Raw genomic sequence first — 15,598 nt, 5'->3', positions numbered from 1 at the left:
ACCAAAAGGCCGAACGCCATCAATGATCCAGACTCACTCCGGAGCCGACCATGTACAAGACGATACTGATATATGCGGACCAGTTTTCCGGTTTTGAGCGGCGCCTGCAAGTGGCCGCCGCGCTTGCCCGCGAAGATGAATCACATCTGATTGGAACGGTCGCCAGCGGCGGCCCGCAACTCGACTATATCGTCTTTGGCGCGATGACGCTGGCCCCGCCGCCGGCGATGGATTACGAACCGCTGCGCAAGGCGGCACAGGAACAGCTGGCCCGTTTCGATGACCGATGCCGGCAACTCGGCGTGGCGTCACATGAAACGCGTTTTCAGGATAGCAGCGCGGTCGATGCACTGATACTGCAATCCTTGTATTGTGATTTAGTAATTGTCGGTCAAAGCGACCTGAGTGACCGGTCACTCATCTGGTCAACCCGGCTGCCTTCCTATCTCGCACTCCATATTGCCCGTCCTTTGCTCGTCATTCCCGAACGAGAAATCGCCATGGCCCGCTCCATTGAATCGGTCATGATCGCCTGGAACGCCAGTGCCGAGGCCAGCCGCGCGGTGATCGGCGCCTTACCGCTGTTGCTGCGTGCGCGGCGCGTGCAGATCGTCATCGTCAATCCGCGACAGCATCCCGGACGGCATGGCGAGGAACCAGGGGCAGATCTCTCGACATACCTGGCACGCCACGGTGCCAAGGCGGAAGTGTTATGCCACGAGACGAGCGAAGAATCCGGTGCGGCTTTGTGTGGCATCGCGCAAGAGAACGGCGCCGATCTGATCGTGGCCGGGGCATTTGGACACAGTCGATTTCAGGAATGGGTACTCGGCGGCACCACCCGCCATTTGCTGAGCCATTCCACGCTGCCTGTATTGGTGATGCATTGAACGCCAACGCAGCCTTTCGACAAGCGATCACGCTCTCGCGCTGATGCACTTGCCGGTACCGGCCCCTCTGGTTGCGCCTGGCAGTATCACTACTGGCACGGGCAACGAGCAACCAGCAGCAGCCATCACCAAGCCGCTCAGGCGCTTTCTAATTGCCATAGGGACACATCATGAACGCCGACCAGGAGATCACGGCACGCGTCGAGCAAGAGCTGAAGTGGGACGTGCGGATTGACGCCAGTCATATCGCAGTTTCGGTCAAGCAACAGACCGTCACACTGTCCGGCTATGTGCGGGCCTATGGCCACAAGCTGGCGGCGGAGCGCGATGCCCAGCGCGTCGCTGGCGTCCAGGGCGTGGCCAACGATCTCGAAGTGCACCCGCCCTCGCGTCCGGATTCGGAGATTCTGCGCGATGCGATTGCCGCCATTGCACTGCAGTTACCGGTGTCGTCGGCATCCATCAAGGTGACGGTGGATCAAGGTCATGTCTTGTTGGCAGGCACGGTCGAATGGAACTATCAGCGCGAGCATGCCGTACGCGCGTTGCGCCACGTGCAGGGTATTCGCAGCATCGACAGTGACATCCGGATTGCTCACAAGGCCTTGCCTGCCGATGTGAAAGCCCAGATTCAGGCGGCGTTGCGGCGTAGCGCCTTGATTGAAGCGAGTGGCATCAAGGTCGAGGCCGATGGCGACACAGTGACCCTGAGTGGCAAAGTACGCTCCTGGAAAGAGCGCGACGAGGTCGAACGCGCAGCCTGGATGGCGCCTGGCATTGCGGCGGTCAGGAACCAGCTGGAAGTCAGCAGTTGAAGCCCGCCCCGCCGGGAAGCCCGGGTCTGATTGCCGATGCCGCACCATCAGGAGTTGCACGATGCTCAAATTCCATGTGAATAGCCCATGTCGAAGCGCTACCGCGCAATGCAAGCATGTGGAAAGTCCGGTGCGGCCCGCCAGCAAGCCGGTGTTCGCGGCAGTAAAGGCGTGCGCAGCGATGCTGTTGTGCGGTTGTACCACATTGGCGCCCTTCTACGTTCGGCCAGCGCTGCCGGTGGCCACACGCTATCCCTTGACCGCCACGGCGCCCGCATTGCCGGCCGACGCGGCGCTGCCATCCTGGCGCGGCTATTTTTCCGCTGAGCCGCTGCAGGAGACGATCGCGCTGGCGCTCGACAATAATCGCGACTTGCGCATCGCCGCGCTACGCGTCGAGCAGGCGCGTGCCGCCTACGGCATCGCGCAGGCGACGCGCTTGCCATCGCTGGCGGCGCAGTGGTCCAGGCAGCGCCAGCGGGTACCAGCCGACCTGAGCGCGACAGGCAAGGGAATGATAGGCCGGCAAGACCAGGCAAGCATCGACCTGGGAACCTGGGAACTCGATTTCTGGGGCCGGCTGCGCAGCGCGGGCGACGCGGCGCTGGAAGCGTATCTTGCCACCGACGCGGCACGCCGCGCGGTCACCGTCGGTCTGATCGCGCAGGTCGCCGAAGCCTATTTCGCCCTGCGTGAAATGGACCAGCGTATTGCACTTGCACAACGCACGCTGGCCACACGCCAGGAAAGCTACCGCATCCTGACACACCGGACAGCGCTCGGGGCGACCTCGCGCTTTAATCTGGCGCAGGTGGAAACGCTCCTGCTGCAGGCCCGGGCGCTGGTGGCCCAACTCGAACAGGAGCGCGATTTCAAGCGGCATGCGCTACAGGCGCTGGTCGGCGTCCCCGTATCGCTGCCGGCCGGCTTGCCGGACGCCCGCCTCGAGCGGCTGCCCGCGCTCGAGGCGGGCCTGCCTTCAACCCTGCTGGAGCGGCGCGCCGATTTGCTTGCCGCCGAACATGAGCTGAAGGCCGCGCATGCCGACGTTGGCGCGGCGCGTGCCGCGCTCTTCCCCAAAATCACCCTGACCGGCTCCTACGGCACGGCCAGTAGCCAACTCGACAGCTTGTTCGCAGGCGCCAGCCGTGTCTGGACCTTCTTACCTGGCATGACGCTTCAGCTGTTTGACGGCGGTCGACGGCGGCTGAACCTCGGCGTGGCGCAAGCCCGCCGCGACAGCGCGGTGGCCAATTACGAAAAGACCGTTCAAGCCGCTTTTCGCGAGGTGGCCGACGCGCTGTCCGCACACACCTGGCTGAACGCGCAAATCGCGATCGCCGAGCGCACGCTGGAAGTGCAGCACGACAGGGCACGCCTTGCGCAGATGCGTTACGACAGCGGCGCCACCCCCTTTCTGGACGTGCTCGACGCCCAGCGCGACCTTCTTGGTGCCGAGCAACTGGTGCTGCAACTGCAGCGGGCCCTGCTCAGCGCCGGGGTCGCGCTCTACACGGCGCTGGGCGGCGACCCGATGGGTGCCGGCAGTGGCGCGCAGCACTTGCCGGACAGCGCCATGCTCACTCCGCGCTCATGACCGCTCCGATTTCCAGGCACCTGATGGCCGGCATCATCGGCGTCATGCTTCTTGCCGCAGGCTTGTATGCGTGGCAAAGCCTGAACCGTGCGGGGTGGGGTCCACAATTTATCAGTGGCAATGGTCGTATCGAAGCCACGGAAATCGACGTGGCGGCCAAATTGCCCGGACGCCTGGTCGAGCTGGTGGTCAACGACGGCGACTTTGTCATCGCCGGCCAGCTACTCGGCCACATGCAGGACCTATCCCTGCAGGCCCAGCGCGACGAGGCGCTGGCGATGCGGCAACAAGCGATCTCTGTCGTTGCCAGCGCCGAGGCCATGGTGGCCGTACGGCAAAGCGATTACCAGGCAGTGCTGGCGTTGGTGGCGCAACGCGAGGCCGAACTCGATGCCGCGCAGCGGCGCCTGAACCGCTCCGAACTGCTGGCGCGCGAAGGCGCTTCGTCCGAACAGGAGCTCGATGATGACCGCGGCCGGGTGCGCGGTATCCATGCGGCGATCGCGGCGGCACGAGCGCAGGCGGCCGCCGCACGCAGCGCCATCGACGCCGCCCGCACCCAGGCCAGCGGCGCGCGCGCCTCGGTGGCGGCCACGCAGGCCACCATCGCCCGCATTGAGGTCGACATCGCCGACAGTGCGCTGCTGGCGCCCCGCGCCGGACGTATCCAGTACCTCATCGCCCAACCTGGCGAAGTACTCGGTGGCGGCGACAAAGTCCTCAACCTGGTCGACCTGGACGACGTCTACATGACCTTCTTCGTCCCCGAGCAGGCCGCCGGCAAGCTGCCGTTGGGCGCGCCGGTAAGGCTGGTACTGGATGCCGCGCCTCAATTCGTCATCCCGGCACAGGTATCGTTCGTCGCCAGCAATGCACAATTTACGCCCAAGACGGTCGAAACGGCCAGCGAGCGGCAAAAATTGATGTTTCGCGTCAAGGCACAGATCGATCCTTCCCTCTTGCGCAAGCACCGCCAGTTGGTCAAGACAGGGCTGCCCGGCGTGGCCTGGGTACGGCTTGACCCTCGCACACCCTGGCCGGCCGCGCTGACGGTGCGGGTGCCGCAATGAGCGCGGCACACCAGGACGATGTGGCCCGGCTGGGCCAGGTGCGCCTCGCTTACGGCAAGGTCGCCGCACTGGCAGGCATAGACCTGGCATTGCCGGCCGGGCGCATGGTCGGCTTGATCGGACCGGACGGGGTCGGGAAATCCAGCCTGCTGTCGCTGCTCGCTGGCGCACGCGCTATGCAGCACGGCAGTCTGTTCGTGCTGGGCGGCGACCTGCTTGACCCGCGCCATCGCGCCCTGGTCTGCCCGCGCATCGCCTATATGCCACAGGGTCTCGGGCGCAATCTCTACCCAACCCTGTCGGTGGAAGAAAATCTGCAGTTCTTCGGGCGCCTGTTCGGGCAGGATGCGGCCAGCCGGCGCCGGCGTATCGACCAGGTGACGCAAGCGACCGGGCTGGCGGGCTTCCTGCAACGGCCAGCCGGACAACTGTCGGGGGGAATGAAACAAAAGCTCGGCCTTTGCTGCGCATTGATACACGACCCCGAGCTGCTCATTCTCGATGAGCCGACCACCGGAGTCGACCCGCTTTCACGCGCCCAGTTCTGGGAACTGATCGATGTGTTGCGGCGCCAACGCGTCGGCATGAGCGTGGTGGTGGCCACCGCCTACATGGAGGAGGCCGAGCGCTTCGACTGGCTGGTGGCGATGGATGCCGGCCGGATACTCGCTACCGGCACGCCACAGGCGCTGCGCGCGCGCTGCGCCACAACGACCCTGGAGGCCGCCTTCATCGCCCTGCTGCCGGCCGACCGGCGCGGCGACCAGCGACCGCTGACGATACCACCGTTTCAGGGGCGCGGCGATGGCGACGATGGCGGCGACGTGGCGATCGAAGCGTGTGGACTGAGCAAGCGCTTCGGCGATTTTATCGCCGTCGACCAGGTGGATCTCCGTATTCGCCGCGGCGAAATCTTCGGCTTTCTCGGTTCCAACGGCTGCGGCAAGTCGACCACCATGAAAATGTTGACCGGCTTGCTGCCGGCCAGCAGCGGCACGGCCATGCTGTTTGGCCGTGCCGTCGATGCCGCTGACATGGCGACCAGACGTCGCGTCGGCTATATGTCGCAGTCATTTTCCCTGTACGGTGAATTGACCGTGGCGCAAAATCTGGTATTGCATGCGCGCCTGTTCGGCCTGCGTGAAACGGACATTGCCGGCCGGGTGGCGGAACTGGCGGGGCGCTTCGGGCTCGACACCGTGTTCGAATCGCTGCCGGAGCAATTGCCATTGGGCCTACGTCAGCGCCTGTCCCTGGCAGTGGCCATGGTGCACGGGCCGGAACTGCTGCTGCTCGATGAGCCAACCTCCGGCGTCGACCCCGTGGCGCGCGAGCTGTTCTGGCGCCTGCTGATCGAGCTGGCGCGCCGCGAGCATGTGACCATCTTCATCTCGACCCATTTCATGAACGAAGCCGAGCGTTGTGACCGCATCGCGCTGATGCACGCCGGGCATGTCCTGGTGAGCGCCACGCCGGCGGCACTGGTGGCGGCGCGTGGCGTGGCAACGCTGGAGCAAGCCTTCATCGCCCATCTGCGCGAAGCGGGCGGCCAGCCTGCCGTCCCTTCCGCCGCCCCCGCAATGCTCCCCCCACCGGCGATCGCGCCAGCCGACCTGTCGCGCTGGCGTCGCAGCCTGGGGCGGATCTCCAGCTATTCGCTGCGCGAAACCCTGGAACTGCGCCGGGATCCGGTGCGCTCGACGCTGGCCTTGCTGGGAGCGGCAATCCTGATGTTCATTATCGGCTACGGCATCAACATGGACGTGGAACATCTTTCCTACGCCGTGCTGGACCGCGACGAGAGCGGCCTGAGCCGTAATTACGCACTGAACCTGGCGGGATCGCGTTACTTCATCGAACAGGCGCCGCTCGACGACCATGCGCAACTCGACCGCCGCATGCGCAGCGGTGAACTGGCATTGGCGATCGAGCTGCCGCCAGGGTTCGGGCGCGCCATCGCACGCCGGGCGCCGGTGGCGGTTGGCGCGTGGGTCGATGGCGCGATGCCGATGCGGGCAGAAACGACCGCCGCTTACGTGCAGGCGATGCACCAGGATTGGCTGGCGGGTATCGCGCGGCAGCGACACGGCGTGCGTAGCTCCAGCCCCGGCCAGATCGAAACACGCTATCGCTACAACCCAGACGTGCGTAGCCTGCCGGCAATGGTTCCGGCAGTGATACCCCTGTTGCTGATGATGATACCGGCGATGCTCGCCGCGCTGTCGGTGGTGCGCGAAAAGGAGCTTGGTTCGATCATCAACCTTTACGTGACGCCGGTGACCCGGGCAGAGTTCCTGCTTGGCAAACAGCTGCCCTACATTGGCTTGGGCATGCTTAACTTCATGCTGCTGACGTTGCTGGCGGTAACGGCCTTTGGCGTTCCCCTCAAAGGCAGCCTGGCGACGCTGACATTGAGCGCGCTAGTTTATGTGGTCTGTTCGACGGGGATGGGCCTGCTGGTGTCGACGTTTACGCGCAGCCAGATCGCCGCCCTGTTCGTCACGATGATCGGCACCATCATTCCCTGTGTGCAGTTCGCCGGTCTGCTCAATCCGGTGTCCGGGCTCACTGGCGCCGGTAGCGTGATCGGCCACCTGTATCCCGCCACCCATTTCCTGACGATCAGCCGCGGCGTATTCAACAAGGCGCTGGGAATGGCGGATCTGAGCGGTTCGCTGTGGCCGCTGCTGGTAGCGGCGCCGCTGATTCTGGCCGCTTCGGTTACGCTGCTGAAGAAACAGGAGCGCCAATGATACGCTCCGCCCTGCCCATCAGCCTGGCGCACATCTACCGCCTCGGCATCAAGGAACTATGGAGCCTGGTCCGCGATCCAGCGATGCTGGTACTGATCGCGTATACCTTTTCGCTATCGATCTATGTGGCGGCCACGGCCACGCCGGAGAGCCTCCACAATGCGGCGGTCGCCATTGTCGACCTGGACTCCTCGCAGCTATCGGCACGCATTGCCGCCAGCTTCTATCCACCTCGTTTCCGCACGCCGGCACTGCTGACCACCGACCAAGCGGATACCGGCCTGGACAATGGCGACTATACCTTCGTGCTGGCAATTCCACCTGGCTACCAGCGCGACACGCTGGCAGGGCGGGCGCCAGCAGTACAGCTCAGCATTGACGCCGCGCGCATGAGTCAGGCGTTCACAGGCAATGGCTACATCCAGCGTATCGTCGCCGACGAAGTCGGCGATTTCATGCGTCGACATCAGCAACCCGGCCCGCCGCCGGTCGATTTGGCCCTGCGGATGCGATTCAATCCGAATCTGGAGCCCGCCTGGTTTGGTGCGCTCACAGAACTCATCAACAATGTCACGATGCTGTCGATCATCCTGACCGGCGCCGCGCTGATACGCGAACGCGAACACGGCACCATCGATCACCTGCTGGCGATGCCGGTCATACCGATCGAGATCATGCTGGCCAAGATATGGTCAATGGGGCTGGTGGTGGAACTTGCGGCGATGGCCGCACTCGTGTTCATCGTACAGGGGGCGCTACAGGTTCCCGTGCGCGGCTCAGTCTTGCTATTCGCGCTGGTCACGCTGCTGCACCTGTTTGCAGCCAGCTCGATGGGGATTTTTTTAGCCACGCTGGCGCGCAGCATGCCGCAGTTCGGCATGCTGTTGGTGCTGGTACTGCTGCCGTTACAGATGCTCTCGGGCGCAACCACGCCGCGCGAAAGCATGCCGGTACCGGTACAGTATCTGATGCTGCTGGCGCCGACCACGCATTTCGTGGCGGCCGGCCAGGCCATCCTGTTCCGCGGCGCCGGCATTGACATCCTCTGGCCCCAACTGGGCGCCCTGGCGGCGATCGGCGCCCTGCTGTTCATCGCCTCCCTGCATCGCTTTCGCAGTTCCATCACGCGCATGGCGTAAGTGGCGCCATGTTGCGCGCAGCGCCAGGCCCGCCAGCGCAGGTGGCGCCGCACAGGCAATAATGCGGACATGGCCGCTGTCTCCCTCAACGCCGGCAAGACGCCACCGCACGTCATCTTGTCAGCCGATGGGAAAAACGGGCATCCGCTACCGACCATGCACGTGGGTTTGACACGCCACGTGCATCGCTCTTAATCCAGCGCAAACGATGATGTAAAAAGCATGGCATAGTAAGCGTTCGGTCGCGTCGTGTCCCTGAAGACGTTTGCGAGGAATTCCATGCAGGCACTGAACCACCATCAGCACCGATTTATTCTCAGCATCATGCGCGCCACTCATGATCTGACGCTGGCCACATTGCGACCGGATGGCTACCCACAGGCCACGGTCGTCAGTTTTGTACACGACGACCTGACGCTATATGCCGGCATCGGCCTTGATAGCCAGAAAGCACATAACATCCGTCAACACAACAAGGTGTCGGCGACCATCACGCCACCCTATACCGATTGGCAACATATCCGCGCGTTGTCGCTAGCAGGTACGGCCACGATGGTCGGCGACGCCGAGGAGAACGCCCATGCCGCCGACCTGATGCTGTTTCGATTCCCGCAATTGCGCCAGCTGCTGCCCAGTACCGCCAGCAACTGGCCAGGCGCGGTTTTCGTGCGGATTGATCCGCTGCTTATTTCCGTGCTCGACTATGAGCAAGGTTTCGGCCACACCGAACTCTTCGCTGTCGCGCCAGACCACTGAACTCGCCTTCCCCGCAGGCTGGCCAGGCCCGTGTCCACCATCGCCGGAGTTCATGATGCCCTCTGCGACATTCATCCCGATCGCCTTGCACCGGAGAGTAACCGGGCCGTGCATCGCCGTAGTGGCGCCGCTGATGCGCCACGATAGTCAGGCACTGCGATGAGCTATCGAACGATCGTCGTCCATTGCGACCAATCGCGTCACGCAGCGGCACGTTACGCGCTGGCAACGTGGCTGGCGTGTGCGACGGATGCTCACCTGGCGGGCGTCGCGGCGACGGGCTTATCGCACCACGCTCAGTGGAACGCCCAGTCCGGCGCCGGACCTTTGCTACGCAACGTCATCGCGCAGCGGCGCCAGCAAGCGTCGGAAGCGCTCGACTCATTTGCGCATGAGGCCTGTGCCATGGGCGTCGGCCAATGGTCGCGCTGGCTGGAGGAGGACGACGCCGAAGGAGCGCTGCAGCGGCATGCGCGCTATGCCGACCTGCTGATATTAAGCCAAAGCGACGCCTATGACGTGCTGCGCGGCATACCGCGGCCGCTGCCATCGGAGTTGCTGTTTCACACCGCTCGCCCATTATTGCTGCTGCCGGCATCGCACGGCACGCCAGCGACACTGGCAGCTCGCTCTTCGCTGCTGGCATGGGATGGCAGCATGCAGGCGGCGCGCGCGATGACCGACGCGCTGCCATTATTGCGCCTGTCGGCACATGTCACGGTACTGATGCTCAATGGCGGCCATCAGCCATCACCCGACGGCATCGAACCCGGTGCCGCCATCGCCAACTATCTGGCCCGGCACGCAGTGCAGGTCCGGCTCATGCGCGAGGTCACGGCCGGCGATATCGGTGCAATGCTGTTGAGCGTGGCGGCCGCGCAGGACTGCGGCCTGCTGGTCATGGGAGCCTATCGCCATCGCCGTGTCCAGGAAATGCTGCTCGGTGGCGCCACCCGTACGGTGCTGCGCGGCATGACATTGCCGGTGCTGGTGGCACACTAGGACTGCAGTACGTAACGCCCGGGGGCGGGACCCAGTGTTGGACCGATTCCCATCGGCGGCGGCGCGACGCGCTTCCGGCTGGATCGTTGCACCAGCCATCGTTGCCAGTATGGCCACCATGAACCGTCGGCGAGGACGGCGCGGTCGAGCCACTCGTCCGGGCTGCTGTATCCATAAGTCACCAGGTTGGCAGCTTGCCTGAAGTAACTGCGCCTGGCGTGGCCCGGTTCCGACACAATGCCCGCATTGTGACCACCCGCGGCCAGCACGAATTCCATCGGCGCGCCGCACAGCAGGTGTATCTTGTATACCGAACGCCAGGGCGAGACATGATCGCGCTGCGTGCCCAGTACAAACATCGGCGTGCGGATGTCGCTCAGCGCAACCGGTATGCCATCGACCAGGTAACGTCCTTCGGCCAGGTCGTTGTGCAAGAACAAGCCATGCAGGTACTCGCTATGCATGCGGAATGGCAAGCGGGTACTGTCGGCGTTCCACGCCATCAGGTCGTTTGGCGCGGTGCGCCTTCCCATCAGATACTCGCGCATCATGCGCGACCACACCAGATCACGTGCGTGCAGCAGCTGGAAGGAGGCCGCCATCTGGTCGCCGGCCAGATAACCCTGATCCCACATCAGGGCATCAAGGAATGCCAGTTCGCTGTCATCGATGAACAGGCCCAGTTCTCCCGGTTCGCTGAAATCGGTCTGGGCCGCCAACAGCGTCAGCGACGCCAGCCGGCCATGCGCACGGTGGTCGCCGGAATCGAGGGCGGCGGCGGCGATCGCCAGCAAGGTACCGCCAAGACAGTATCCGACGGCATGCACCGGCGCGCCGCCACACAGCGCATTGACCTCATCGAGCGCGGCAAACACACCGCGTTGCAGATAATCGTCCATGCCCAGGTCGCGGTCGCGCCGGTCAGGATTACGCCAGGACATCATCAACACCGTGTGTCCTTGTTCGACCAGATAGCGCACCAGCGAATTGTGTGGCGACAGATCGAGGATGTAATACTTCATGATCCAGGACGGCACGATCAGCACCGGTTCGGCGTACACCTTGCCTGACTGCGGCGCGTACTGGATCAATTCCATCAATTCATTGGCATAAATCACATTGCCCGGGGTAAGCGCGACATCACGCCCGGGCAGGTAGCCGCTACCGACCGGCTCCGGTACCGCCATATCCGGTGGCGCAATACGGCGGCACATGTCCTGGCGCCAATTCAGCGCGCCACGCAGCAGACTGCGTCCGCCGCTGGCCAGCGCCGCCTGAATCACTTCCGGATTCGTCCACGGAAAATTCGATGGTGCATACATATCAAGCAACTGACGCACCGTGAAAGCCACCACATCGGCATGGTGCGGCGTCACGCCGCACACGCCGCTGGTAGCCTGGCGCCAGAACTGCTCGATCTGCCGGAAACCTTGCGCGTACTGCGAAAACGGCCAGTCCCCCCAGGCGGCATCGGCAAAGCGCCCATCGCCGGCGGAGTCGCGCGCCAGGCCGACGCCGCCCACGCCGCTGGCGGCAAATGCGGCCAGTTCGCAGCATTTGCCAGGCGACATCAGCAGATGCTGCCACCAGTCCTGGAACGCCAATGACATCGCGACCGGCGAAATACCTCCCGTCACGCGGGCAATCTGGCTCTGCAGATGCAGGTCCAGCAGATTGCGATGTGCCGGCAAGGGTGGCGGCGGCACCATGCCCGGTACGACGCTCAATGATGACAGTGCGCTCATGTTGCCCTCCTTGATACAGCTGTCCTTTCACATTATGGTAAAAAAGACGCTACCGTGTATTTGATCGCAATCAAGTACACGGCGACGATATTTACTACACTGCCGGCATGAGCGACGACCCCGAGTTCATTGAGAACACCACCTACGATGCGCTGCAGATTGGCCAGAGCGCGCGACTGACACGCAAGCTTGGCCCGGACGATATCGCCGCCTTCGCGCTGGTGTCCGGCGACGTCAATCCGGCCCATGTCGATCCCGAGTATGCCGAGCACACGCCCTTCCACGGCGTGATCGGGCATGGCATGTGGGAAGCGGCGCTGATTTCACGCCTGCTGGGCACGTGCCTGCCAGGCCCGGGCACGATCTATCTGGCGCAAACGCTGCAGTTTCTCAGGCCGGTACGCATCGGCGACGAATTGCGCATCACGGCCACGGTAACGTCCAAGAACCCCGCCAACCGTCATGTGCAGCTCGATTGCGAAGTCAAGAACCAGACCGGCACGTCGGTATTGACCGGGGTCGCCACCGTCATCGCGCCAGAGGCGAAAATACGCCGGCCGCGCGCCAGAGTGCCGCTGCTGCATTTGCCTTTCGCGCAACCTCCCTACGCCAGCCTGCTGGCCGCTGTGGCGCAGCTGGAACCGCTGCGCTGCGCGGTGATCCATCCATGCGATGCGCCATCGCTGCGCGTGGCGCTCGACGTGGCGCAGCGGCGCCTGATCACGCCCTTGCTGATCGGACCGCAGGCGCGGTTGCGCGCGCTGGGCGCATCGCTCGGCCTGTCGCTCGATGACGTGGTGCTGATCGACGCCCCGCACAGCCATGCCGCCGCGGCGCGCGGGGCCGCCATGGCCGCCGCCGGCAAGGTCGAGATGCTGATGGCGGGAGCGGCGCATCTCGACGAACTGATCGAGGCCGTGCTGGCGCTACCGGCCTTGCATACCAAGCGGCGCCTGTCGCACATCTGCCACCTTGAACTGCCGATGTATGACAAACCCCTTCTGATCTCCGATGGCGTGCTCAATGTGCGTCCCACTCTGGCCGACAAGATCGACATCGTGCAGAACGCGATCGAACTGGCGCATGCGCTCGGCAATGCGGAACCGCGCGTCGCGCTACTGTGCGCGCTGAACACCGTGACTAGCGAGATCGCCTCCACGCTGGATGCGGCCGCACTGTGCAAGATGCGCGATCGCGGCCAGATCACCGGCGCGCTGGTCGATGGCCCACTCACTGTCGACGCGACCATTTCGCCGTTCGCCGCCCGCGCCAGTGGCGCCGCGTCGGCGGTCGGCCTGCATGCGGACATCCTGATCACTCCCGACCTCGAAGCCGGCAGCATGCTCACCAGAACGCTGCAATGCCTGGGCGGCGCGGAAAACTGCGGCGTGATCATGGGCGCGGCCGTGCCGATCGCTCTGAGCAATGGTAGCGACAATGCGCCAGCGCCATGCGGATCGGCAGCGCTGGCATTGCTGCTGGCCCATCGCTATCGAACACGGCGTCCATAAGCTCAGTCCGGAAACCGCACATTGATCGTTACCGTGCTGGCCGCAGCGTCGCGACGACGATGCAGGCCGTCGTCTGCACCGGCGCCACCAACGCCGGATTGCGTGACGCAGATCATGCGGTTTTGCGTGCCGATTTGCTAGGCTGGGCATTGTTTATCCGACAGGAGCGAGCCATGCATTACAAGACCATCCTGGTACATATTGACGGCTCGGTCCAGGCCCGTGACCGTATCGTCGTGGCGGCACAGATTGCCAGTATCGAACATGCCCATCTGGTCGGCCTGGCAACGCAACCCGTGTTGCCGGCCGCCAGCCACCAGATCCTGGCGGCATTCGATCGATTTGAAACGCAGGCGCGCCTTGCCGGTGTTTCCTTCGAACGCCGCATGGGACCGCAAGACAGCGCGGCCAACCTGACGCTGCATGCGCGCTATGCCGATCTGATCATGCTTAGCCAAAGCAATCCGCAGGATCGCGACGACACGACAAATGGGCAACTACCCGAATATGTGACGCTGCATGCGGGCAGGCCATCACTGGTGCTGCCGCACGCAGGCGTCAGGGATCGCTGGAGCCAGCACGCCATCGTGGCCTGGGATGGCAGCCGCGCCGCCACGCGCGCCATCAGCGATGCGCTGCCGCTACTGCGTGCCAGCAAGCTCGTGACGGTGGCCGTATTCAATCCGGAGCGCGAATATGGGGTACACGGCGCTCAGCCCGGCGCCGACATCGCGCTGTTCCTGGCACGCCATGATGTCCATGTGGAGGTGCTACAACAGACCACATCGGCCGGATTGCCGATAGGCGACGCATTGTTGTCACTGACGGCTGACCGGGATGCCGATCTGCTGGTCATGGGTGCTTACGGCCATGCGCGCTGGCACGAAATCCTGCTGGGCGGGGTGACGCGCACTGTATTGCAATCGATGACCGTGCCGGTACTCATGTCGCACTAGTGACATGTCGGCCGTGCGCCCGCCACGCACCGCCCTTGTCGCGCCTGGGCATGGCCAGCCTGCCCGAAGGCGATGCGCTGACGTCGGGCAGCGCATATCGGCCAACGTCAGTTGATGGCCAATTGGACCGTACGGCTTCCACGCTTTTTCGGCAGGCGCAGCTCCAGGATACCGTGCCGGTAGCGCGCCGTTGCGTTGTGATCGTCGATGGCTTGCTGCAAGGTGAAATAGCGGTACTGTGGCGTCAACCGCGCTTCCCCGTCGTTGGCGCCGGTGGCTTCCTTCGCCTGCGCATAAATCAGCACTTCATTCCCGTCGATTTCCACCTTCAGCGCATCCTTGCCATAACCGGGCATCTCTGCCTCGACCAGATAAGCATCCTCCGTTTCCACAACATCGAGCCGGAAGTGCTGGCGTTTCTTCATTGAAAAAAATGAATGCTTGAGACGCCAGCGCTGAAGGTACTCCTCCATACGGGCCATGGAAAACAAGTGCCACAATCTTGAGCCGTGCACGATCTGCTGCGTCGTTCTGTTCATCATCATCTCCTGTTAACGCGGTATCGGCCTGGGCGGCATATCCCAAAAAACATCGTGCCGGGCCAGTCCCGCTATCGCGTGGGGGCTAGCACGCCAGCGTCGGATCAATCTTGATGTGGTTTTCCACCTCGGTCACGCCAGGAGCGTGCCAGGCGGCTTTTTCCGCGTCCTCGCGCTCCATGAACGAGCGCACGCTGCCGCTCAGCACCACGCGCGCGCCACTCGCCTCGACCACCAGGCGCGCGGCATCGAGGGCGGCGCTGCGCTGGAATGCAGACAGGATTTTCTGCCGCACTTCGCCGGCCGAGGCGGTGGGTTTGAGCGCGAGCTGGTTGAGCACACTGCGCACGCCGCGCAGGTGATGTACCGCCTCCTCGGCACGCTGACGTTGATAATTCCAGGCAACCCGCCCTTCCAGCCGCAGCACGCCATCCTGTACCACTACCTTGATCATGTCGGATGAACCAGGCAGTTGCGCCTTGAGTACGGCCACGGCATCGCGCGCAATTTCGGGATCGGGCCGCGCTTCCCCCGCCAGCCGTACCTCGATATCGTTGGCCACGCCGGCGACACCGGCGACGCCTTTCGCACAACGTTCGGCTTGCACCTTGTCGCCGAAACTATGCGTAAATCCGGACAAGGTGACGACGCTGTTCTTGACCGACACGCCGATATCCGATGCCGCGACATTCGTCACCCACTCCAGCTCACGTTCGACCTGCTTTTTTACTTCATCATCGCTCAACATGTCCACCTCCGTTTTCAGTGCATGCCCCCATCAGATAGCAAGGTCCTTCCTGCTTCACCAGCATAGAAAACAGCGGC

13 protein-coding genes are annotated in these 15,598 nt (G+C 63.8%); 10 read left to right on the top strand and 3 right to left on the bottom strand.

From position 1 onward, the window contains the following. Positions 1-50 precede the first annotated feature (50 nt). The 8 genes from Q8L25_RS15960 to Q8L25_RS15925 all read left to right on the top strand — a co-directional run bounded on the left by Q8L25_RS15960 (position 51) and on the right by Q8L25_RS15925 (position 10,022). A complete protein-coding gene (locus Q8L25_RS15960; RefSeq protein WP_308920289.1) occupies positions 51-890 on the top strand; it encodes a universal stress protein in 840 nt (279 codons plus the stop codon). A gap of 170 nt (positions 891-1,060) precedes the next feature. After that, on the top strand, positions 1,061-1,705 hold the full coding sequence (locus Q8L25_RS15955; RefSeq protein ID WP_308920288.1) for a BON domain-containing protein: 645 nt from the start codon (positions 1,061-1,063) through the stop codon (positions 1,703-1,705). Between the two features lie 181 nt (positions 1,706-1,886). After that, positions 1,887-3,302 (top strand): efflux transporter outer membrane subunit, encoded by a 1,416-nt coding sequence (locus tag Q8L25_RS15950; protein ID WP_308925736.1) that lies wholly within the window; start codon positions 1,887-1,889, stop codon positions 3,300-3,302. Further along, complete coding sequence (locus tag Q8L25_RS15945; protein WP_308920287.1) at positions 3,299-4,372, top strand: HlyD family efflux transporter periplasmic adaptor subunit; 1,074 nt, start codon at positions 3,299-3,301, stop codon at positions 4,370-4,372. Before Q8L25_RS15950 ends, Q8L25_RS15945 begins: the two co-directional genes overlap by 4 nt. Beyond that, positions 4,369-7,125 (top strand): ribosome-associated ATPase/putative transporter RbbA, encoded by a 2,757-nt coding sequence (gene rbbA, locus Q8L25_RS15940; RefSeq protein WP_308920286.1) that lies wholly within the window; start codon positions 4,369-4,371, stop codon positions 7,123-7,125. Before Q8L25_RS15945 ends, rbbA begins: the two co-directional genes overlap by 4 nt. Next, on the top strand, positions 7,122-8,264 hold the full coding sequence (locus tag Q8L25_RS15935) for an ABC transporter permease (protein WP_308920285.1): 1,143 nt from the start codon (positions 7,122-7,124) through the stop codon (positions 8,262-8,264). Before rbbA ends, Q8L25_RS15935 begins: the two co-directional genes overlap by 4 nt. A 279-nt stretch (positions 8,265-8,543) precedes the next feature. Continuing rightward, positions 8,544-9,020, top strand: a complete 477-nt coding sequence (locus Q8L25_RS15930; protein ID WP_308920284.1) for a pyridoxamine 5'-phosphate oxidase family protein — start codon at positions 8,544-8,546, stop codon at positions 9,018-9,020. 159 nt (positions 9,021-9,179) lie between these two features. Next, on the top strand, positions 9,180-10,022 hold the full coding sequence (locus Q8L25_RS15925; protein WP_308920283.1) for a universal stress protein: 843 nt from the start codon (positions 9,180-9,182) through the stop codon (positions 10,020-10,022). On the opposite strand, the gene Q8L25_RS15920 is transcribed toward Q8L25_RS15925, so the two are convergent. Continuing rightward, positions 10,019-11,767: an alpha/beta fold hydrolase gene (locus Q8L25_RS15920; protein ID WP_308920282.1), complete on the bottom strand. Its 1,749-nt coding sequence runs from the start codon at positions 11,765-11,767 to the stop codon at positions 10,019-10,021. The two genes, Q8L25_RS15925 and Q8L25_RS15920, sit on opposite strands and share 4 nt — an antisense overlap. Before the next feature lie 107 nt (positions 11,768-11,874). On the opposite strand from Q8L25_RS15920, the gene Q8L25_RS15915 reads away from it, so the two are divergent. Together Q8L25_RS15915 and Q8L25_RS15910 are read left to right on the top strand one after the other, a co-directional pair. Continuing rightward, on the top strand, positions 11,875-13,278 hold the full coding sequence (locus Q8L25_RS15915; protein ID WP_308920281.1) for a bifunctional enoyl-CoA hydratase/phosphate acetyltransferase: 1,404 nt from the start codon (positions 11,875-11,877) through the stop codon (positions 13,276-13,278). Positions 13,279-13,451: 173 nt separating this feature from the next. After that, entirely contained in the window at positions 13,452-14,234 is a 783-nt protein-coding gene (locus Q8L25_RS15910; protein ID WP_308920280.1) for a universal stress protein, read from the top strand. A 107-nt stretch (positions 14,235-14,341) separates the two neighbouring features. Here the strand turns inward: Q8L25_RS15910 and Q8L25_RS15905 are convergent, their stop codons facing one another. Together Q8L25_RS15905 and Q8L25_RS15900 are read right to left on the bottom strand one after the other, a co-directional pair. Beyond that, on the bottom strand, positions 14,342-14,773 hold the full coding sequence (locus tag Q8L25_RS15905; RefSeq protein WP_308920279.1) for an Hsp20/alpha crystallin family protein: 432 nt from the start codon (positions 14,771-14,773) through the stop codon (positions 14,342-14,344). A gap of 85 nt (positions 14,774-14,858) precedes the next feature. Next, positions 14,859-15,521 carry a BON domain-containing protein gene (locus tag Q8L25_RS15900; protein WP_308920278.1) on the bottom strand — a complete coding sequence of 221 codons (663 nt, stop codon included), beginning with the start codon at positions 15,519-15,521 and terminating at the stop codon, positions 14,859-14,861. Positions 15,522-15,598: the final 77 nt, after the last annotated feature.

This window comes from Janthinobacterium sp. J1-1 (assembly GCF_030944405.1).
In the GTDB taxonomy this organism is placed as follows: Bacteria; Pseudomonadota; Gammaproteobacteria; order Burkholderiales; family Burkholderiaceae_D; genus Janthinobacterium.
This window is presented reverse-complemented; position numbering and strand designations above follow the sequence as displayed.

Coding starts and splice junctions, on each gene's coding strand:
- Q8L25_RS15960 (WP_308920289.1), top strand. CDS start 51: ATGTACAAGACGATACTGATATATGCGGACCAGTTTTCCGGTTTTGAG.
- Q8L25_RS15955 (WP_308920288.1), top strand. CDS start 1,061: ATGAACGCCGACCAGGAGATCACGGCACGCGTCGAGCAAGAGCTGAAG.
- Q8L25_RS15950 (WP_308925736.1), top strand. CDS start 1,887: ATGCTGTTGTGCGGTTGTACCACATTGGCGCCCTTCTACGTTCGGCCA.
- Q8L25_RS15945 (WP_308920287.1), top strand. CDS start 3,299: ATGACCGCTCCGATTTCCAGGCACCTGATGGCCGGCATCATCGGCGTC.
- rbbA (WP_308920286.1), top strand. CDS start 4,369: ATGAGCGCGGCACACCAGGACGATGTGGCCCGGCTGGGCCAGGTGCGC.
- Q8L25_RS15935 (WP_308920285.1), top strand. CDS start 7,122: ATGATACGCTCCGCCCTGCCCATCAGCCTGGCGCACATCTACCGCCTC.
- Q8L25_RS15930 (WP_308920284.1), top strand. CDS start 8,544: ATGCAGGCACTGAACCACCATCAGCACCGATTTATTCTCAGCATCATG.
- Q8L25_RS15925 (WP_308920283.1), top strand. CDS start 9,180: ATGAGCTATCGAACGATCGTCGTCCATTGCGACCAATCGCGTCACGCA.
- Q8L25_RS15920 (WP_308920282.1), bottom strand. CDS start 11,767: ATGAGCGCACTGTCATCATTGAGCGTCGTACCGGGCATGGTGCCGCCG.
- Q8L25_RS15915 (WP_308920281.1), top strand. CDS start 11,875: ATGAGCGACGACCCCGAGTTCATTGAGAACACCACCTACGATGCGCTG.
- Q8L25_RS15910 (WP_308920280.1), top strand. CDS start 13,452: ATGCATTACAAGACCATCCTGGTACATATTGACGGCTCGGTCCAGGCC.
- Q8L25_RS15905 (WP_308920279.1), bottom strand. CDS start 14,773: ATGAACAGAACGACGCAGCAGATCGTGCACGGCTCAAGATTGTGGCAC.
- Q8L25_RS15900 (WP_308920278.1), bottom strand. CDS start 15,521: ATGTTGAGCGATGATGAAGTAAAAAAGCAGGTCGAACGTGAGCTGGAG.